Annotated in this window: 17 protein-coding genes and 2 pseudogenes; 4 read left to right on the top strand and 15 right to left on the bottom strand. The window is 38.9% G+C overall.

All coding sequences use genetic code 11. From position 1 onward, the window contains the following. Positions 1-261 precede the first annotated feature (261 nt). The 3 genes from typA to JCM15457_RS00990 all read right to left on the bottom strand — a co-directional run bounded on the left by typA (position 262) and on the right by JCM15457_RS00990 (position 3,353). Positions 262-2,112 (bottom strand): translational GTPase TypA, encoded by a 1,851-nt coding sequence (typA, locus tag JCM15457_RS01000; protein WP_034986690.1) that lies wholly within the window; start codon positions 2,110-2,112, stop codon positions 262-264. 155 nt (positions 2,113-2,267) lie between these two features. Continuing rightward, positions 2,268-3,053: an inositol monophosphatase family protein gene (locus JCM15457_RS00995; RefSeq protein ID WP_034986689.1), complete on the bottom strand. Its 786-nt coding sequence runs from the start codon at positions 3,051-3,053 to the stop codon at positions 2,268-2,270. 15 nt (positions 3,054-3,068) lie between these two features. Further along, entirely contained in the window at positions 3,069-3,353 is a 285-nt protein-coding gene (locus JCM15457_RS00990) for a UPF0223 family protein (RefSeq protein WP_051993208.1), read from the bottom strand. 183 nt (positions 3,354-3,536) lie between these two features. Here JCM15457_RS00990 and def point away from each other — a divergent pair, with 183 nt between their 5' ends. After that, the gene (gene def / locus JCM15457_RS00985; RefSeq protein ID WP_034986686.1) at positions 3,537-4,091 is read left to right on the top strand and encodes a peptide deformylase; all 555 of its coding nucleotides are present in this window, start codon (positions 3,537-3,539) and stop codon (positions 4,089-4,091) included. 365 nt (positions 4,092-4,456) lie between these two features. Here the strand turns inward: def and JCM15457_RS00980 are convergent, their stop codons facing one another. After that, positions 4,457-4,870 (bottom strand): hypothetical protein, encoded by a 414-nt coding sequence (locus tag JCM15457_RS00980; protein ID WP_152537249.1) that lies wholly within the window; start codon positions 4,868-4,870, stop codon positions 4,457-4,459. Between the two features lie 298 nt (positions 4,871-5,168). Here JCM15457_RS00980 and JCM15457_RS00975 point away from each other — a divergent pair, with 298 nt between their 5' ends. The 3 genes from JCM15457_RS00975 (at position 5,169) to JCM15457_RS00965 (ending at position 8,419) form a co-directional block, all read left to right on the top strand. After that, positions 5,169-5,387 carry a DNA-directed RNA polymerase subunit epsilon gene (locus JCM15457_RS00975; protein ID WP_034986684.1) on the top strand — a complete coding sequence of 73 codons (219 nt, stop codon included), beginning with the start codon at positions 5,169-5,171 and terminating at the stop codon, positions 5,385-5,387. Further along, complete coding sequence (gene rnjA / locus JCM15457_RS00970; RefSeq protein WP_034986682.1) at positions 5,384-7,060, top strand: ribonuclease J1; 1,677 nt, start codon at positions 5,384-5,386, stop codon at positions 7,058-7,060. The genes JCM15457_RS00975 and rnjA overlap by 4 nt, the downstream gene beginning before the upstream one ends. Positions 7,061-7,393: 333 nt before the next feature. Then, positions 7,394-8,419 (top strand): hypothetical protein, encoded by a 1,026-nt coding sequence (locus tag JCM15457_RS00965; RefSeq protein ID WP_034986681.1) that lies wholly within the window; start codon positions 7,394-7,396, stop codon positions 8,417-8,419. Between the two features lie 15 nt (positions 8,420-8,434). On the opposite strand, the gene recD2 is transcribed toward JCM15457_RS00965, so the two are convergent. From recD2 to ileS, 11 genes and pseudogenes are all read right to left on the bottom strand, one after another. Continuing rightward, on the bottom strand, positions 8,435-10,903 hold the full coding sequence (recD2, locus tag JCM15457_RS00960) for an SF1B family DNA helicase RecD2 (RefSeq protein ID WP_034986680.1): 2,469 nt from the start codon (positions 10,901-10,903) through the stop codon (positions 8,435-8,437). Continuing rightward, entirely contained in the window at positions 10,903-11,577 is a 675-nt protein-coding gene (locus tag JCM15457_RS00955) for a tetratricopeptide repeat protein (protein ID WP_034986679.1), read from the bottom strand. Before JCM15457_RS00955 ends, recD2 begins: the two co-directional genes overlap by 1 nt. Positions 11,578-11,600: 23 nt before the next feature. Next, positions 11,601-12,260 (bottom strand): histidine phosphatase family protein, encoded by a 660-nt coding sequence (locus JCM15457_RS00950; RefSeq protein ID WP_034986678.1) that lies wholly within the window; start codon positions 12,258-12,260, stop codon positions 11,601-11,603. A 177-nt stretch (positions 12,261-12,437) separates the two neighbouring features. Further along, positions 12,438-13,558: pseudogene (gene mnmA / locus JCM15457_RS00945) on the bottom strand (tRNA 2-thiouridine(34) synthase MnmA). 95 nt (positions 13,559-13,653) lie between these two features. Beyond that, positions 13,654-14,004 carry a DUF1831 domain-containing protein gene (locus JCM15457_RS00940; protein ID WP_034986677.1) on the bottom strand — a complete coding sequence of 117 codons (351 nt, stop codon included), beginning with the start codon at positions 14,002-14,004 and terminating at the stop codon, positions 13,654-13,656. Beyond that, entirely contained in the window at positions 13,991-15,163 is a 1,173-nt protein-coding gene (locus tag JCM15457_RS00935; protein ID WP_034986676.1) for a cysteine desulfurase family protein, read from the bottom strand. The genes JCM15457_RS00940 and JCM15457_RS00935 overlap by 14 nt, the downstream gene beginning before the upstream one ends. A 14-nt stretch (positions 15,164-15,177) precedes the next feature. Next, the gene (locus JCM15457_RS00930; RefSeq protein ID WP_034986675.1) at positions 15,178-15,864 is read right to left on the bottom strand and encodes a 5'-methylthioadenosine/adenosylhomocysteine nucleosidase; all 687 of its coding nucleotides are present in this window, start codon (positions 15,862-15,864) and stop codon (positions 15,178-15,180) included. Positions 15,865-15,875: 11 nt separating this feature from the next. Continuing rightward, a complete protein-coding gene (locus tag JCM15457_RS00925) occupies positions 15,876-16,163 on the bottom strand; it encodes a hypothetical protein (protein WP_034986673.1) in 288 nt (95 codons plus the stop codon). 7 nt (positions 16,164-16,170) lie between these two features. Beyond that, positions 16,171-16,719: an NUDIX hydrolase gene (locus JCM15457_RS00920; RefSeq protein WP_034986671.1), complete on the bottom strand. Its 549-nt coding sequence runs from the start codon at positions 16,717-16,719 to the stop codon at positions 16,171-16,173. A 2-nt stretch (positions 16,720-16,721) separates the two neighbouring features. Continuing rightward, positions 16,722-17,707, bottom strand: a pseudogene (gene dapF, locus JCM15457_RS00915) (diaminopimelate epimerase). A 183-nt stretch (positions 17,708-17,890) separates the two neighbouring features. Next, on the bottom strand, positions 17,891-20,692 hold the full coding sequence (gene ileS / locus JCM15457_RS00910; protein ID WP_034986669.1) for an isoleucine--tRNA ligase: 2,802 nt from the start codon (positions 20,690-20,692) through the stop codon (positions 17,891-17,893). Positions 20,693-20,866: the final 174 nt, after the last annotated feature.

Raw genomic sequence — 20,866 nt, 5'->3', positions numbered from 1 at the left:
TTCCAGTGTCTCTGGAAACAACAGCATACATCATTTTAAAAGATATTTTTAATTTAGTTCTCTCATGCCATTATTATGTCGCTAAAATTCGTATTTTTCAACAAAAAAGTTTCTTCACAGCTATTTTTTTATCATTTCACGAACATAGGTGTATTTTTTTTAATAAAAATAAGTTTTTTAATATTATTATAAAAAAAGAACCAAGGATTGAGTTCTCAATACAAACTCAAATCCTTGGTCTCTTATAAGTGATTCTGACGTTTATTTATTTTTCTTTGCGGCAGTTTTTTTCTGCTTAGCAGCCTTTTCGCGGGCATTTGTTTCCAAAATCCGTTTACGCAAACGAATATTCTTTGGAGTAATCTCCAGAAGTTCATCTTCATTCAAAAATTCTAATGATTCTTCCAAAGTATAATGCGTAGGCTTCTTAATCGTAGCCGTTTGATCCTTGTTTGATGAACGAACATTAGTCATATTCTTTCCTTTAGTAACATTAACCGAAATATCACGTTCACGGGAGCTTTCCCCAACAACCATGCCTTCATAAACTTCGGTACCTGGATCAACAAAAATAGTTCCACGATCCTCAACACCCATTATTGCATAGGTGGTTGCTTTCCCACGGTTAATCGAAACTAATGCTCCATTACGACGTCCAGGTTCCCAGTTATGAATAACTGGTTTATATTCCGAAAATGTATGGTTAAAGATTCCGTAACCTCGAGTCATTGAAAGAAATTGTGAGTCATACCCAATCAATCCCCTTGTTGGAGCTGAGAAAGTCAAACGAGTCTGTCCGTTTGAATTCGTTTCCATGTTAACCATCTCACCCTTGCGTTGTGCAAGTGAGTCGATTACACTTCCAGAATATTCATCAGGTGTATCAATAATCACGTTTTCAAAGGGTTCACACATTTTTCCATCAATTTCACGATAAATAACCTGTGGGCGTGAAACAGCAAGTTCAAAGCCTTCGCGGCGTAAGGTTTCGATCAAAATCGACAAATGCAGTTCTCCACGACCAGATACAACCCAAGCATCTGGAGAATCAGTATCTTCAACTCGCAAAGAAACATCCGTATGCAATTGTACTTTCAGACGGTCTTCTAGTTTACGTGCAGTAACATTATCCCCTTCTTGGCCCACAAAAGGAGAGTCATTCGTCCTAAAAGTCATTTGCAATGTTGGCGGATCAATCCGTAAAACAGGCAAAGCCTCAGGATGATCAGCGGGACAAACTGTTTCACCAACAAAAATGTCTTCCATTCCTGAAATAGCGATCAGGTCACCAGCCTTGGCTTCGTTGATTTCCAATCTTTTAAGCCCAAAGAATCCGAATAACTTGGTAACACGGAAGTTTTTCTGAGTGCCATCAAGTTTCATAACAGCAACCTGGTCTCCAACTTTGATCTTTCCACGGAAAACACGACCAATACCGATACGACCAACAAATTCGTTATAATCGAGCATTGAAACCTGGAATTGAAGCGGTTCATCTGAGTTATCAACTGGTGCAGGTATCGTCTTTAAGATAGCATTGAATATCGGATCCATCGTATGTTCCTGCGTACTAATATCTGAATCCAAAGATGATGTACCATTTACAGCTGAGGCATAGATAACAGGAAATTCAAGTTGCGATTCCTCTGCACCTAATTCAATAAAGAGGTCAAGTACTTCATCAACCACTTCTTCCGGTCGAGCACCTGGACGGTCAATTTTGTTAATAATAACAATTGGAGTCAAATGCTGTTCTAAGGCTTTCTTCAAAACAAAGCGCGTTTGTGGCATTGTTCCTTCAAAGGCGTCAACAATCAACAAAACCCCGTCAACCATTTTCATGATTCGCTCAACTTCGCCACCAAAATCAGCATGTCCTGGTGTATCTAAAATGTTGATTTGTTTACCCTTGTATTCAACGGCAGTGTTCTTTGAAAGAATCGTGATACCACGTTCCTTTTCAATTGCATTTGAATCAAGTGCACGGTCGTCAATCTCTGTATGTTCATCTAAAGTATCCGATTGCTTGAGTAGCTCATTAACTAATGTTGTCTTGCCATGGTCGACATGGGCAATAATAGCAACATTACGGATATCATCACGTGTTTTCAAATTTATTTTCTTCCTTTCACAATATGAATCTCTCTACAAGAAAAATGCCACTCAAGATACAATAAAGACGCTACATTCAGATATTGAAAACCCTGAGGCATGATTTTCATTACTTGGCATAAAAAAACTGTGACTCATCCGTCACAGCTCAAGACCTAGTAAGTCGACTGCACGATTCTAGTTATGTCTTTTTGAGCATTTTTCGTTGCTACTAATACATCACTAGATGATAACATATCAATAGGGTTCCCGTCAATCGTTTTCACAACTAAGCCCAAGGTTTCCGCTAGCACTTTCCCTGCGGCATAATCCCATGGCCGCAAATATGAAATATATGCAGCGCATTGACCATTTAAAACATGAATAAACTGAATACCGGAACACCCGTATATCCTTGTTCCGCTGCTCTCTAATGCAGCCTTCTGTAAATTATGGTAGTTGCCTATCAGCAAAGGGGCACCTATCCCGATAAGTCCCTTGTCCAAACTCTGATTACATGGGGGATCCAACCTTTCATTGTTGCAAAAAACACCAATGTTTGGACCACCCCAGTACAACTTGTTTTGCATTAAATCATAAATATAACCACGCACACCAACACCATTTTGATAAATCGCAATCATACTGGCGAAATGATCTTTTTGTTTAACAAAATTCATTGTCCCGTCTATCGGATCAATAACCCATAGTAATTTTTTCCTTTGCGGTTCATCTAATTCATGAGAGCTTTCTTCACCAATTATTCCCGATTTCGGGTAAAACTCAAGTATTTTTGTCTTGTAAAACTCCTCGACTTCACGATCAATATTTGTTACCAAATCATTCGGCCCAGACTTGGTCGTCACATCCAAACTGCTATCAAGGCTGGAAACTATCTTAATTCGCGCTTCTTGCATCCATTTTTTCACTTGTTGATCTATTATCTCTAGTGATTCCAACATCTGCATCTCCCTTAATTAAATTTCAAGATGTAAATACCTTTTCTTATTTTTCTGGGCGAATTGTACTGCATGATAAATGCTTAGGCCTGACAATTGATAAAATTCGCGATCAAGTTGTTTTTGTGTCATCTTCATAGGGACTGTTTCAATAAAATCAGCATATTTGTCCAAAAATACTGACCGTTCAATTTTTGAAGTATAGAGCTGTTCAACTGCAAAATAAAATTCTGTTGCCTTAATGATGTCCTCTGTGGACCATTCATCCCTCAGTGGGTAGCTGATATTTCTAGGTAAAACCACAATTTTCATCTCCCTTAAATACTTTCATAAACAACTTTTCTACAAAAACAATCATTCTAGGTAAGCGCACATCTTAACAGTATTATACATAAATCTACACTAGTACCGATAAAATGATTTTAAAAAAAGCAGCTAATAGTCTATAATTAGATAGATTAGATTATAAAAATGGAGGAACTAGTTTTGATTACTATGGATAATATAATTCGTGAGGGCAATCCTACCTTGCGCGCTCGTGCAAAAGCTGTCAATTTTCCATTGAGCGAGGATCAAAGAAAACTTGCTCACGATATGATGGAATTTTTAGAAAATAGTCAAAATCCGGAATTAGCTGAAAAATACCAACTCAGAGCAGGTGTAGGACTTGCTGCTCCGCAGGTCGATGTTTCACTTCGAATGACTGCTGTTTTAGTTCCTGATGAAAACAATGAACCTCTTTTTAAGCATGTCTTAGTTAATCCGACTATTTTGAGCGAATCAGTTAAGATGGCAGCTCTTTCCGAGGGTGAAGGGTGTCTTTCCGTTGATCGTGAAGTGCCGGGCTATGTCCCACGGCATGACCGTATCACGTTACGCTGGTACGACTTGGACGGAAACAAACATGTCACTAAATTAAGGGATTATCCGGCAATTGTGTGCCAACATGAAATTGACCATCTGAACGGTATTCTCTTTTTCGATCATATCAACAAGCAGAATCCATTCAATGTAGATGATAATACAGTGATTCTTGGCTAGCCAGCTTTTTAGTCTCCATACCTTTAGATCACAGGTCTTGTTGAGCTGCTGATACCAAAAGGCAAGAAATTACTTAATAGTCAGCAAAGTTGGAACATAACACCGACTTACACCTGTATAGGTAAACAAAATAAACAGAGCATTTAATCACTTAATTGCACAACACAACTTCAGAATTGGAGTAAGATAAGACTGGGTCAAAAGCAAAATTTTGATCTGGTCTCTTTTTATTCCACATAAAGAATCCCCATAAGTTAAGACTCGCCAGCTGATTTCTAATTACTTATGACAAAAGATTTGCTGGATTTGCAACTTTAAGTTAGCACTTCGCCTACATCACACTCCTACTTTTCTGATAGTATTTATTATTTTTCGAGTTTTTTAATATCTTTCAAGTAATCCAGAGTCTGTTGATTAGAGATATATGCCACCTCAATATGGAGGGAGGGCGCTAAGAACCACAAGTCAGATATCAAAAAAGCCGGACTGCCTTCTAAATGAGCCACGTCATTATTTTCGGCATAATCACCAAGACTGTGATTCAGTTTTTTTCGGAACTGTTTCAACTCTTTTTGAGTCACTTGCTGAACCGGGAGGATATATTCGAAAACCATGACCCCTTTTCCCCAAATGTTTGCTAATAACTTAGAATCCTCAATATCATCGCTATAATTCTGCAGCCACTCTGCGTGCATGCGTGGTAGGCAAGCTGAAACAGCTTTGTCAGTTATTTTTTTATTTTCGGATAACAAAATTTTCAAGGCCTTTTGCCGTAACATTCTTTTACCCCAAATGAACACCAGCAAAATTATTATCAAAAAAACCAACCAAATAAAGAAATGCATCAAATCACTCCTTTTCCATATGATGATTATACCATGCTTCGTATTTACTAAGTAAATCCGTTGTGAAACAAACACCTTTATATACTTCTAGTAATATGTGTGCTAAAATAGTAACAATTATTGTGAAAACAATCTACGTTCGGAATTTTGTTTTTGTTTTTCTTTACACTATCGCCTGCTGTAGGCAGGCATAGTCGTAATTTTATTTTAATATATTAAGGAGTTTTTATTAATGATTTTTAAAGTATTTTATCAACCTTCCCAAAAAATTAACCCACGGCGTGAAAACACGCAGTCATTATATGTTGAAGCCAAATCACAAGTTGAAGCACGCATACAAGTCGAAGAAAAGACGACTTACAACATTGAACATATTGAGGGACTAGACCCCAAAGCTCTTGAGTATGAACAATCAAGTCCCAACTTTAAATTAACGGAGTTTAATAAATGAGAAAGCTCAGTGTCAAGAACAATGAAACTGCTGTTTTTGCAGTGGGCGGTCTTGGAGAAATTGGAAAGAATACTTATGGGGTCCAATTTCAAGATGAGCTTATTATTGTCGATGCAGGGATTAAATTTCCAGAAGATGATCTTTTAGGTATCGATTATGTCATCCCAGATTATCAGTATTTGGTTGCAAACCAGCAAAAAATCAAAGCTTTAGTCATTACTCATGGTCACGAAGACCATATTGGTGGTATTCCCTACTTACTGAAAAAAATAAATGTTCCGATTTACGCTGGTCCACTTGCCCTGGCATTGATCAAGAGCAAGCTTGAAGAACACGGACTGTTAAGAACAACTGAGCTGCATGAGATAAATGAAGATTCAGTTTTGAAATTTCGAAAAACAAGTGTTTCATTTTTCAGAACTACTCATTCTATCCCAGATACACTCGGCGTAGCTGTTAAAACACCTAGTGGTACCATTGTAGCTACTGGAGACTATAAGTTTGACTTGACTCCCGTTACCAATCAGCCACCTAACCTACAGCGCATGGCTAAATTAGGTAGTGACGGAGTTTTATGCTTGCTATCTGACAGCACAAATGCCGAGATTCCAAACTTTACAAAATCCGAACGTTGGGTTGGAAAATCAATTAAACGCATTTTTGAAAAAGTTGAAGGTCGTATCATTTTTGCAACTTTTGCTTCTAATATTTCACGTATCCAGCAAGCAGCCGAGGTCGCTGTTGCTAAGGGAAGAAAGATAGCTGTCTTCGGCCGAAGTATGGAAGCAGCTATCGTTAATGGTCGTGAACTTGGATATCTTGATATCCCAGATGATGCACTTGTTGATTCAAGACAGATTAATAGCCTACCAGCAAATAAAATTATGATTTTATGTACCGGTTCTCAAGGGGAACCCATGGCTGCCCTAAGTCGTATCGCAAATGGTACACACCGTCAGGTTGCAATCCAACCTGGTGATACAGTAGTCTTCTCCAGTTCCCCCATTCCAGGTAACACGATTAGTGTCAATCATGTCATTAACGAACTTGAAGAAGCCGGTGCCGAAGTTATTCATGGCAAGGTCAACAATATCCATGCTTCTGGGCATGGTGGACAGGAAGAGCAGAAGTTAATGCTACGATTGATTAAACCAAAGTTTTTCGTGCCTGTTCATGGTGAGTACCGCATGTTGAAGATTCATACTGAACTGGCTGAACGTTGTGATGTTCCTAAGGAGCGTTCATTTATCATGGGGAACGGCGATGTTTTAGCACTCACAAAAGACACAGCACGTATGGCAGGGCATTTTAATGCTGGTGATGTATATGTTGACGGATCCGGAGTTGGTGATATTGGCAATGTAGTCTTACGGGATCGGCGTGTGTTGTCAGAAGAAGGTTTGGTTATCGTGGTCGCGACGATCGACTTAAAGAAACGCGAGATTCTTGCAGGACCAGATCTCCTCTCACGTGGTTTTATCTATATGCGTGAGTCTGGTGAATTGATTGATCGTGGACGTCGTCGCTTATTCAGAGTAATGCGCCGGACTTTAGGCAAGCAAAATGTAAGCGAGGCTATGTTAAAGGACGCTATTATTGATGATCTTCGACGTTTCTTGTACGATCAAACAGAACGTCATCCGATGATCATCCCAATGCTTGTAATGATTTAAAAATAAAATTCAAATTAATAGTGTGGAGGGAGCTGTGCCAAAAGTTAAATTTTGGCACAGCCCCTCTTTTATTCCGTATAAACGTGTTCCATAAGTCACACTTTTCTTTTAAGTTAACCTAATATCTGCGCATCACTCTGTTTTTAAGCTATAATGCAAGTTTGGCAGCAATTTAAAAATGCTATTTTTCAAACGTTTAGCTAGCACCAAAAAATATCTCTTTTTTAAATTATCAAAAAAGCAATAAATTTTCACTTTGCTTTACATAAAGCCTTGTAAATCAGATGGATTATTATATAATAAGCGAGGATTGTTAGATCGGAGGCAATTAGTGTGAGGACTTTTTTTATCATCGTGGATGAGCATACTGACAAACAACGAGCAGTTGCTATTTGGAATAAGATCCGCAGCTATCTGAATGAACAAAAAATCAATTACAGATTTTCGAAGACACGCCCAGAGTTTGCTGCCAGTACCGCTGAAAAAATCGTAAGGACCTGCCCAGCGCAGCAGTTAAATGAATGTATCATTATGGCTGTTGGCAGACACAGCCTGATGCTTGACACAATTAGGGGTATTAAAAATGCTGGGAAGAAAGAAATCCCTGTAGCCTTTATTACTACTGAAGAAAATGATACTTTCATGGAAAAAATCGGAGTTTCTTCATCTCCGATAGCTGCACTGAAACAGATACTAAATGCGGTTCGACCGACCTATTTCAATCTTGGTCAAGTTGATGAAACCACTCATGATTCGCGCAGACTTTTTACAGATAAGCTTGATATTGGTTTTGATGCTTATACTGCAAATTCATTAATAAACGCACGCTCTCATAATTTCTTTTCACGTTTTCATCTTACTTTTTTACTCAAGATTTGGAATACCTTCACTTCTTATATCAACCAAGAATCCTTTGAGGTCACAATGCGTGTTAATCAAAAATATAATTTTTATAAGCATACATTTAGCGTCAAAATTGAAAATACTCCTCACATTGCTAATACTCAGCAACAAAGGAGTGATAACGAACTTGAAATTGAACTTGTAAATAATATGAATTTCTTCTTTTATCTCTTATTCTCAATTGCAAGGCACTTCGGATTACAGTATAAGCTACCTTTTGTACACCGTTTTACAAGTAGTCAAGTACACTTAGTTATCAAATCGCTTGAGTTTGGTCAAATTGACGGGGCACAGATGAATAACCGATTCTATGACGTCTTTTTCAAATCTTTCAGCTATCCCTTTTGGTATGACATCGATAGTATTCCTCTATCAGATCTGCCTAAAAACAGTAAAAGAAAAAAAAAGTTCAGCAAAAAAATAATGCGTTTCATATTAATGGTTTTATCCTTCTAATATGAGACGCATTTGTTATTCATTGAAAGAATATGGTGTAAGGCCTTCCATACCAATTAAGGGATCAACTTGATCACTTGCAATTAACTGCATTGTCAGTACTTTGTTTTTTGAAATTTGTTTTGCCCCATCTCTAGGAACTATTTGAGGACTAGCCGAAGACTCAGACTCACTCGCTACGTTAGCTTTCCCATCGTTCTTAGTTTCAGAGTGTTGAAACACACTATGCAGTCGTTCAACGATCATTGTTTTTCGGTCGACAGAAACCTTTGCAACACAGGTCGCATAAGAACTCGGCTCACCTAAAAGAATAAGTAGATTCTGCGCTCGGGTAATTGCAGTATAGAGCAGATTGCGTTTCAGCATCCTAGCATACTGGTGAACTAAAGGGAGAACTACTAACTTAAACTCACTCCCTTGGGCTTTATGGATAGACATACAATACGCTAGTTTCAATTTATTCCAGTCTTTGCTAGTATAAGAAACCTCGTTGCCATCGAACGAAATAATCATCTTTTCCTTTTTGTCCTTACTCTCTTTCGCAGTTTCTATCCCTACTACTTCACCAATATCCCCGTTAAAAACATTGTCTTCCGGGCTGTTGACCAAATGCAAGACTTTATCCCCGATTCTGAACTTCTGCTGCTTAAAATTGACTTCTTTTCCACCGCTTTTTCTCGGGTTTAATACATCTTGCAACAATACATTTAAGTTGTCAATCCCTGCAGCACCACGGTAAATTGGTGCCAACACTTGAATGTCACGTTTTGAGAACCCGCGTTGCTTCGCCTTAGCAACAACTTGTTTAATAACACTTGGAATTTGCGCAGCATAACAATCAATAAACGAGCGGTCACTTTGATTGATATGAAAATTTTCTGGCAAGCGGCCTTCTTTTATACTATGTGCCAAGGGGATAATCGAAGATTTATTTTCTTGGCGATAAATCATCTTTAATTCTTTACTTGGTATCATTTTACTCTCTAGCAAATCTGCAAAAACCTGTCCTGGCCCGACCGATGGCAGCTGATCTTTATCGCCAACAAGTATCAACTGCATATGATTTGGAATGGATTCCAGTAGTAAATCAAAAAGGTTAACATCCACCATCGACATCTCATCAATGATCAGCAGTTTCCCATCTAATTGCTGCGGTTCGCCAATATCATCGTCATTCCCATTAAGGCCAAGCAATCGATGGATCGTACATGCAGGCAAACCAGTTGACTCATTCATTTTTTTAGCCGCACGGCCTGTCGGTGCAGCCAGTAAAATAGGAAATTCTCCGTTTTTATATTCATTTATATCCAAAGAAACATCATTCAGTAATGCAAAGGTTGCCACTAAACCATTTATAATCGTCGTTTTACCAGTTCCCGGCCCACCTGTCAGCAAGAATAACTGTGTATTCAAAGCTTTTTGAATTGCGTTAACCTGATCTGTACCATATGAAATTCCTAACTGATCTTCAACTCGAACCATCAAATCTTTGAAAGTTGCATCATCAACCTGCTCTTTATGCTTCAACTTCAGCAGCCGCTTAATATTCTCAGCAATTCTCCACTCTGCCTCAAAATAAGAACGCAAATATATTTTATTGTTTTCCCCTACAATTTTTCCTTCGTTTGCCATTTGCAGTAATTGATCTGCAATCAATTCTGGATTTAATGAAACACGCCGACTGCTCATCAACAGACTCAAAGCCTGCTGCAAAAGCGGTTCGGCTGTAGTATAAGTGTCGCCTTTTTCATGACATAGATCATGCATACTTTGAAAAATAGCTGCCTGAATGCGTGCAGGAGAATCTGCTGCAAAATTAAGTTTATCAGCGATTGCATCAGCTTTTTTAAAGCCGATTCCATTGATTTCAAGTGCTAGTCGGTATGGATTCTCATGAATAACATCACTCGTTTTTTCCCTATACCTATTGAAAATAGCTGTGGACATCCTGCTTCCGAACCCATAGCTGTTTAACTCAATGATTGTCTGCTGCATTCCATTGTCAGAATTTAGCGTTTCTAGCAAAGCCTTCTTTTGCGCATTTTTAAGATTTAATCCAGCAAGGCTGCGTTCATCATCAAGTATCTTTTGAATAGCATTCGTTCCTAAACGATCGACAATTTTAGTGGCCGTTTTTAAACCAATCCCTTGAAAGCTGCTTCCTGACAAATATGCTATAACTCCTGCACGAGTCGTCGGTGTTTCATTTCGATAATTAGAAGCTTGAAACTGCTGACCATATTTCGGATGTTCAACTATTCGGCCTTCAAATCGATAGTCATTTCCTTCAATTAAGTCGGCAAAGTTTCCTGTAATAACAATCTCATCGTTATTCCACTCTAAACTCGTTTCACTGACCTTAACTTGAACGACCTTATAGAAAGTTTCATTACTCTCAAAAAAAATAGCCGCAACCTTGCCGATAATATATTCACTTTCTTTGTTTTCGGCATCAAATAAATTGAGACTTCTGTTTTCAGGCATTATTTTCCTCCTTGAGTATCCCTTTTCCTGATCGCAATGAACTTCTCAACATCAACTAGTCTGGCTTTCATTTTCTTAAAATATCCCGGATCACTCTTTTTTACTTTCTCAAAAAAAGTAGAATTATCCTCTCCTTTTACAATACCGACAATTCCCCGTTGAAAATTTGCAGGATTATCATCAGGCCATTTTTCCAAAACCTGATCAAAATAACCTCGCGCCTGCTCAAAGTCGCCGAGGGCGAGAAAATTTTCGCCAACAAGCATCAACGCATCGCGCCCTTTTTCCTTCTCGGCAACAGTCAATGCATAGGCTAATGAAATTTGATAATTAGCTTGCGCATACTCGGCCTGCGCAATCATTAAAAGAGCTTCAGATTTTAAATCATTCTGTTTTATTTTTTGAAATTCAACAATTGCTTCTTTATAAAGACCACTGGCATAAAAAACATTTCCTAAACCATAATGTAGAATTCCCTTTTGCAGATCATTTTTGAAAAAATGCAGTGCCTTCTTAAATAACTCTTCCGCTTGTTGATAGTTTTTTAGTTCGGTAAGCAGTGAGCCCAAGTTATAATAGGCATGCGGATCATTTGGATTTTTATCAACAGCTGCTATCAATTCTTTTATAGCTTGCGTTGTTTCCTCAACAGCCTTTTTCTGCTTTTCCACCATTACTTCATCCCCTCACTCAACTTCTATACAATGTCGGAAGCATCTAATTGTCGCTTAAGATAATCAGTTTTATTCCACGCTAAACACTTATACTCTTCTCCATTACTGGTTTCCAGAATCGTTGTGCTTGTATTGGCCAAACCACCATTAGCCCGCAGTTCTTTTAGCGGATACCCCAACAAATGTCTAATTTCAGCACATAGCGCAGCGCCATGGCTAACTATCAGTACATTTTCATTTTTAGTCGCATGCAGTTTGGCTATTTTTTCAATTGTAGGAGTCATTCGTGCAAATAGCTCATTAAAGGTTTCACCATTAATTTTTGAAGGATCATACTTTTCGGCATGATGTCTAAAAGCATCTAATTCTCGTGGATAACGTTTTGCAACTTCTGAAAACTTCATTCCTTCCATTTTTCCAAGGTTGAACTCCCGCAAGCTCGCAACACTTTCTACTTCAAGCGGTTGATGCAGATCCGCTGCAATCGTCTCCGCAGTTGTTTTGGCTCTCAATATCGGACTGCAGTAAATGCGAGAAAAGCGGTACTCCTGTAAAAATAAACACAGTTGGTGAATTTCCTTATAGCTTTCACTAAGCAACGGTGAATCTCCCTTTGCTCCCTGATACCGACCTTCTAAATTCCATTCAGTTTTTCCATGACGAATAAAAAATATCTTTGTCACTTGCGACACCCTTCTCTTTAAGTACTAATAATTATTATGACATAGAAACTGTCCTTTGACATATACGATGCAAAATTTTGTGCAAATTTTGCTCATAGAAAAAACATATTATAAAATAAAACTCTCAAGTATATGTTAAAACCAACTTGAGAGCATACTTAATAATATATTATTTACTCAAACATATTGAAGAACTCGTGCTTTTTGGTATGCATGATCAATTGTAGCACTGCCTAAGCATACGGCGCCATCATAGAAAACAACCTCTTGTCCAGGCGTTATTGCTCTAACAGGTTGGTCAAATTCAACACGCACCTCGTCATTTTTAAGGAAAACATGAACTCCCGTATCCTTTTGACGATATCTGAACTTAGCAGTACAGCGAAAATCTGTTCCTCTGTCAGCGATCGGAGCAATAAAATTTATTTCACTTCCATCAAGACTGTCAGCATACAGATGCTCATTATGGTATCCTTGTCCAACATATAAAACATTTTTTTCTAAGTCTTTGCCGATCACAAACCAGGCTCATTGCTCTGACCGTTACCGCCAATCCCTAGCCCTCTACGCTGACCAATTGTGTAGTTCATCAAACCGTAATGATCGCCTTTGACTTCTCCGTCAAATGTCATCATTTTACCGGACTTCGCGGGCAAAAATTCATTTAAAAACTTGCTGAAATTTCGCTCACCAATAAAGCAAACACCTGTCGAATCTTTTTTCTTAGCTGTTGCCAAACCAGCTTCCTCAGCAATCTTACGAACTTCCTTTTTCTGCATATGACCAATCGGAAACATTGCTTTTTGCAACTGTGCTTGTGACAATTGGCTTAAGAAATAGGTTTGATCCTTATTGTTATCAGCACCACGCAATAGATGAACTGTTCCATCCAAATCACGTTTTAATTGTGCATAATGGCCCATTGCAATATAATCTGCATCTAATTGCATTGCGTAGTCCAAAAAAGCCTTGAACTTGACTTCTTTATTGCACATTACATCAGGATTTGGAGTGCGGCCTTTTTTATATTCATCTAGGAAATATGTGAAGACATTATCCCAGTACTCTTTTTCAAAGTTAACAGAGTAATAAGGTATACCGATCTTATTTGCAACTTTAGCAACATCCTCATAATCTTCAGTTGCTGTACAAACACCACTGTCCTTCTTATCATCCCAATTTTTCATGAACACTCCGACTACATCATAGCCTTGCTGCTTCAACAAATATGCAACAACTGACGAGTCCACGCCACCACTCATGCCGACAACGACACGTGTCTGGCTTCTATCTTTCATAATAATTTCACCATCATTTCATTCTAGATTCTGAATCTACGATTTGAAGGTCGTATTATTTCAGTACGTTCCATTATATCCAGTTGACGGTTCTTTTACAAGTTTTCAACTTTTTGAAGCACATGCCGCTGTTCTAACAATTCTAAAATATAGTTCAACTGTTCAATACGAGTAGCTGCTTCTGCGCTCTTATAGATATTAATCTCGTTCAAACCGTTTGCACTTGTTGTCAACATCTTAAATGTTTGCAAATCGGGTGCAATAGCTAACTTAAACTTAAGCCCCTGATTAAAAGGTGAATTCGGCTCCAATGATCTCTCGAGTTGAAATTTGCCATTTTTGCTTTCGACGAATCCAATATCGCGCAACGTATACTTCTTTATGTCGGTACTTAATTTATATGTGCGTTTATCGCCCTTAATCTTAAGCTGTTTAGCGTACGCCATCTACTTCATTTCCCTTCATCTTATTAATAACATTAGCCAGAATATCTATCAAATATTCGATATCAGCTGCCGTATTTTGATAACCAAAACTAAAGCGCAGCGACTCGACAATTCGTGGACTCTCCTTACCGTACATAGCCGTCAATACATGCGAAGGCTCGATGCTTCCAGCTGTGCAGGCGGAACCAGCGGATGCCGCTATTCCGTTTAAATCAAGATTAGTTAATAACGCCTCATGCGAGCACCCTTTAAACCATAAATTTAAAACATGTTGTAGATTATCTGAAGCTAAGTCACCATTCACTTCAACTTCAATGTGTTTTTTTTGCAAGCCGCTGATTAGCTGCTTTTTAAAACCCGCATACTTTTTCTGTCGTGCTGCTTTTTCTTCGTTATTCACCAAGTTAACCGCTGTTGCAAAACCTGCAATTGCTGGGATATTCTCAGTTCCCGCACGCCTTTTTAACTCCTGGTCTCCACCCTTTAAAAGTGATGCAAAATTCAAGCCTTCCCTACGATACAGAAACCCCAAAAACTTAGGTCCATTCAACTTATGTGCCGAGGTTGACATCAAATCTATCTTATCTTTTTGGACATCAATATCAAGCAACCCATAAGCCTGCACCGCATCTGTGTGAAACCAAGCATTAGTGGAGGCAACTATTTGGCCAATTGCGTGAATTGGCATACGACTTCCAACCTCATTATTTCCCATCATGATCGAAACAAGAATTGTATCATCTCGTAATGCGTCCTTTAAGTCGTTTAAAGAAATATGGCCCTTTTCATCAACTGGTAAGTAAGTAACCTCAAATCCTAGCGTTTCCAAATACTCCATTGATTTAAGAACGGCCTCGTGTTCAATAGCAGTCGTAATCAAATGTCTGCCGCTGTCTTTGCGCGCCAAAGCAGTTTCTATGATAGCAGTATTATCGCTCTCTGTTCCACCACTTGTAAAAACAATCTCATCGTCTTTGCGGGCATTGATCGATTGGGCGATAACATGCCGACTGTCATCAAGAACTGACCGAGCTTTACGCCCAAAATAATGAGTACTTGAGGCATTACCGTACACATCCAGCATCATTTTATTCATCGTCTCAACGACGGGCTTAGCCATAGGTGTGGTCGCAGCATTATCAAAATAAATCCGCTTCACTTTCAAGTCTCCTTTTACTTTTCCAACATAGTTAAAATCATCCGTGCTGATCGTTTGCCAGCTTCAAGAATAAATTGATCAAAAGTTTGCCCAGCATCCTCATCACCAACATCAGACATTGCACGTACAATGACAAATGGTACCTTGAATTGGTAAGCAGCTTGTGCTACTGCTGCTCCTTCCATTTCACAACATAAGGCTGCGGGATACAATTCTTTTATTTTATTGATTTTGACTGCAGAGTCAATAAACTGGTCTCCTGTTACAATTAACCCGCGTTTAACGCTTAGCTTAGCCGACTTTGCAGCTTGCGTTAGCTCTTGAAGCAGTTTTTCATCCGCTTCAAATAGTTGAGGTTGTTGTGGTAATTGCCCTGGTAGATAATCAAAAGCAGTAGCATCAACGTCATAGTAAGCTGCGTTTGTTGAAAATACTACATCGCCCACATGCAAACCCTCACCAATTCCACCTGCAGAACCCGAATTAATAACAGCAGTTACACCATATTCAACTATCAGTAAGGCCGTGGTCATACCGGCTTGAACCTTGCCGATCCCAGAACGTACAAGTACAATCGGTTGTTCATTGATATTTCCTTCGTAAAATGTTATTCCGCCGTGTTCACTTTCGTGAGTGTTAGTCATCTCAGCCCTCAAGGCCTTGATTTCTTCTTCCATTGCACACAATATTCCATATTTCATCAGAGATCCTCCTAAAAATTAACAAAAATCATAAAAAGATATGCTAGCACGATCGCAGCAAGCAGACCACAAATTATCCAGTTTAGTTTTCGCCCTAATTTTTTTCGTTTCTTTTCCAGCTCAACTTGAAACTGAGCCTTCCGGTAGCCCGTTCGACTCGTTCGTGGTGGCTCGTTTTCTTCAAAACTATCTTCAATTGGACTCTGTCTTCTCCTGTGTTTTGCTTCATTCACATTCAATTCAGCAGCGTCTTCTTCACTCTGGTTCGCTCGTTTGAATAGTTTAGTTTTGAATCTCACTCTTTTTTTACTCCTTTATTCGATTCATTTTCCAATACCAGATTGCCATAAGTGTCTTACTATCACAAATCGTACCTTTTTTTATCTCTTCATCAACTTGTTCCGGTGATAATTCAAGAATATTTAAAAATTCTCCATCATCTCGCGGCAATGAATTTTCAACTGCACTCAATTCGTGAGCCCGATATAAAAACATTTTTTCATCTGCGAAACCAGGCGAAGTATAAAAACTTGTAACAAATTCAAATTTTTTAGCACTTAAGCGAACCTCTTCATTCAATTCACGTTTCACCGTTTTTAAAGGATCTTTTTCACTTGGTTCGATTTTACCTGCTGGGATTTCGAGTGTTGATTTTCTAAGCGGCTGGCGCCATTGTTTCACCAAAACTATTTTATTAGCAGCTGTTATACAGATAATACCTACCGCTCCATGATGCCGGATAATCTCTCTTGTAGCCTTATTCCCATCGGGTAGGAGAACAGTTTCGACATCTAAATCAATGACTTTTCCTTTGAAAATATGTTTTGTTTCTAGCATTTTTTCTTCAAAACTCATTTTCACTGTCCCCTTTGCAATTGCACAACAAATTTTTCATACGCATCCTGTTCATTCTTTTCGTCCCAAACAGCTGCTGTAAAATCACCCCTAAAGGCTGCTGACTGGTCAACTTTAACATTTGCGACAAATGTAGCATTGCCAATCAAAGACATCCAATACGAACCATTTTTGCGCTGATGAACACAGGTTTTTACCATTCCACCGGGATTAAAAACAGAAATCAATTGGTTCTTCTTAACCTGATCAGGGTAAAGCAAGACATACATTAAACTAGAGGCAGACATCGCTGTTCCACAAGCATTCGTGTAACCCACTCCTCGTTCATAAGTTCTAACGAAGATCTGTTTTGCTTTCTGAATCTCCACAAAACTGACATTTACCCCGTCGGGAAAAATTGGATTTTCGCCATTATTCAAGTAAGAGGCAATTCTTCCTAATTCAGGCCCCACTAAAACATCATGTGAAACAAAAGCAATCAAATGTGGATTAGGAACAGAAACGGCAGAAAACTTTAAAGTATCTGAAAGTTGTGGAATGTAGTCATCAATCAACTCCGTTTTGCCTTCAATATGCATTCCTAGATCAGCTGCTGCAAAACTAACAGGAGAGATCTCCGCATCAAAGGCCTGCACATTAGGTGCAAAATCTGCAGCCCTTTTTACCTCTAAATCAGCATGCATCGTTTCAATTTTAAATTCATCCAATTCCTTTTGTTCACTCAAGTAACGGGCTACAGTCCTGATACCGTTGCCGCACATGCTTGCTTCGCTACCGTCAGCATTAATGACTCGCATTCTACCAGCTACACCAGCATGCCCCGCTGTAACATATAAAATACCGTCGCGCCGCCGTGTAATCCATTTTTTCGATCACAGACTTTTTTTGCCAGTGTAACAAGCTCATCTTCCGTGATACTGTTTTCTAAATTTTTTTCATCAAGAATAAAAAAATCGTTATTTGATCCATGCACTTTTAACATTTGCATTTTTTGACCCCCTGTTTCTTTCTCGCGTATCATATACTCTATATAATAACAAACTTTAAGCAAATTATCCTAGCAGTAACATTCGTTCTTAATTATTTATTTTGTAAAAAATAAATAAGAGCAATGGTGTCAATTGACGTCCATTCCTCTTATTGTTCGTTATACCCTAATACGGTTTAATTTTTAATTTTCTAAACCTTCGCTCAAAGCTTCAGGATATGCCTCTTTAACTAGAGCAGCACATTTTGCACAAAGCTGTGGAAAATCTTTGTCCGTGCCAATATCTTTTTTAATCATTCGGCAGCGTGGGCAAACATCGCCTTCAGCATGTTCAACAGTTACTGCAAGTCCATCACTGTACTTGTCAGCGTCCTGAGGAGCATCTGTCAAATTCTTAATGTCCAAAGCCGAAACAATCAGTGCCTGCCGAACATCAGTATCCAAAGCATCCAAATTCTGCTTAACATCCTCCGAAACATAGAGCGTAACATGGGCTTCAAACGATTTACCAATCAGTTTTTCATTACGCGCGTTTTCGAGTGATTTGAAAACATCAGAACGAACTTTCATAAAACTATCCCACTCTTCAAGAAGCTTAGCCTCATTATTAAAATGCTTCACTTCTGGCATTTCAGCCAACTGAACATAGTCTTCAGGTTCTTTCAAATATTTCCAAATTTCTTCCGTCGTATGAGGAAGTACAGGAGTCAGTAGTTTAGTTAGACGAACTGCGACATCATATAAAGCAGTTTGCATTGAGCGGCGTTTATGGCCATCTTCCTTTTCAATATAAACCACATCTTTTGCGACATCTAAATAAAAAGCAGACAATTCAGCAGTCACAAAATTTAATAGTTTCTTGTAAATATTCATGAAATCATAATTTGCATAATCATCCAATATTTCTTTAGTAAACTTATTGATCAGTACTTCCATGTACTTATCAACAGCTTCCATGTCATCAAAAGCAACTGCATCTGTTTCAGGATCGAAATCAGTTGTGTTTGCGAGCAAGAAACGAACAGTATTCCGTACTTTACGATAGGCCTCTGAGATTTGTTTGAAGCTATCCATTGAAACTCTAACATCAGCTGAAGAATCAACACTAAGCACCCAAAGACGAATAATTTCTGCCCCCATTTGTTTGATAACTTTAGCAGGAACAATCGTATTGCCAAGTGATTTGCTCATCTTTCTTCCTTGCCCATCAAGAGTGAAACCTTGAGAGAGGATCTGTCTGTAAGGCGCCTCACCCGAAACAGCAACACTTGTGATTAGACTTGAGTTAAACCAACCACGATATTGGTCTGAGCCTTCAAGATACATATCGCTTGGATAAGTAAGATAATCACGTTGCGCCAACACACCTTGATGAGATGAACCGGAGTCAAACCATACATCCATGATATCAGTTTCTTTGGTGAACTTACCATTTGGAGAATGCTCGCTTGTGAAGCCTTCAGGAAGAAGATCTTTTGCATCGCGCTGGAACCAGATATTTGAACCATGCTTTTCTACCAAATCCGCAACATGCTGAACTGTTTCCGGCGTAATAATTGCTTCGCCATCCTCACCATAAAAAATTGGGAGTGGAACACCCCATACACGCTGACGGGAAATTACCCAATCGCCACGATCACGAATCATATTATGCAATCTTTTTTGTCCCCAACTCGGGAAAAACTTAACTTTGTCAATTGCATCCAAGATGTTAGTTCTGATTTTATCAACAGACGCAAACCACTGTGGCGTTGCACGGAAAATGATAGGTTTCTTAGTACGCCAATCGAAAGGATAGCTATGTTCATAAGGAACGTATTTCAACAGTAAATCTGCTGCCTTTAACTTGTCCAAAGCAATCTGGTTAGCATCTTCGTAAAAGACACCCGCAAAGTCCTTGCCTGTATCTTCAGTCAAATAACCCTTATCATCCACGGGAACATAGATATCAAGACCATATTGCTTACCAACATTAAAGTCATCTTCACCAAAGCCAGGAGCCGTGTGAACCAACCCAGTACCAGCATCTAAGGTAACAAAGTCACCCAGCATAGTAACTAACTTACGTTCTGGATAAAATGGATGCTCAGTCAAAACATTTTCAAGATCAGCACCCTTAAGTGTTTTGACTACTTCGTACTCACCCCATCCGAAGCGTTCAACATTTTCATCCACCAGATCCGTTGCGAGAACAAATTTGCGCTTTTCCCCTTCAGGTTTTACAACTGAATAGTCAAAATCCTTGTCGACAGTAATTCCTTCTGAAGCAGGAATCGTCCATGGAGTCGTCGTCCAAACCACCATATAAGTATCGTTCTCGTCTAAGACTCCTCTACCATCAACGACTTTTTCACCATAAAAAGCAGATGGAGAAGTAACATCATGGTACTCAACTTCTGCTTCTGCAAGTGCAGATTCAGATGACCAAGACCAGAAAACAGGCTTTTTACCCTTATAAATCAAACCTGCCTCAGCCATTTTACCAAACACTCTAATTTCCTGTGCCTCAAAAGATGGATCAAGCGTTACATATGGGTTGTTCCATTCACCCGCAACTCCCAATCTTTTGAAGTCAGCACGCTGTTTATCAACTTGTTCCAGAGCATATTCACGGCATTTTTCACGAAAATCTGCCACTGACAAAGCCTTGCGATCAACACCAGCCTTTTTAAGTTGCTGTTCTATTGGCAGTCCGTGTGTATCCCACCCAGGAACGTAGGGCGAACGAAACCCCATCATTGACTTCGAGCGAACGATAATATCTTTAGTAATCTTATTTAGAGCATGACCCATATGGATATTTCCATTTGCATATGGAGGTCCATCGTGCAAAATAAAACTTGGTTTGCCTTCATTCAGCTTTTGCCGACGTTCATAAACTTTATTCTCTTCCCATTCTTTTTGACGTTCACTTTCACGAACTGGTAGATTACCGCGCATTGGAAACTTAGTTTTTCCAAGGTTAAGTGTATCCTTTACTTTCATCTTCTTCTCCCCTTTTTTTAAATAAAAAAAGACCTCATCCAAGGGACGAAATCTTCGTGGTACCACCCAAATTCAGAACTGTTAGCGAGATAACCTTTCTCACCACAGCCCGACTCAAACATTGAATAACGGCGATGAACCGATTGAACTTACTGAATTGAATTCAGCCCAATA

This window comes from Liquorilactobacillus sucicola DSM 21376 = JCM 15457, from assembly GCF_000612445.1.
Lineage (GTDB): Bacteria > Bacillota > Bacilli > Lactobacillales > Lactobacillaceae > Liquorilactobacillus > Liquorilactobacillus sucicola.
The sequence above is the reverse complement of the archived record's forward strand: the minus strand, read 5'-3'. Positions and strand labels throughout refer to the sequence as shown.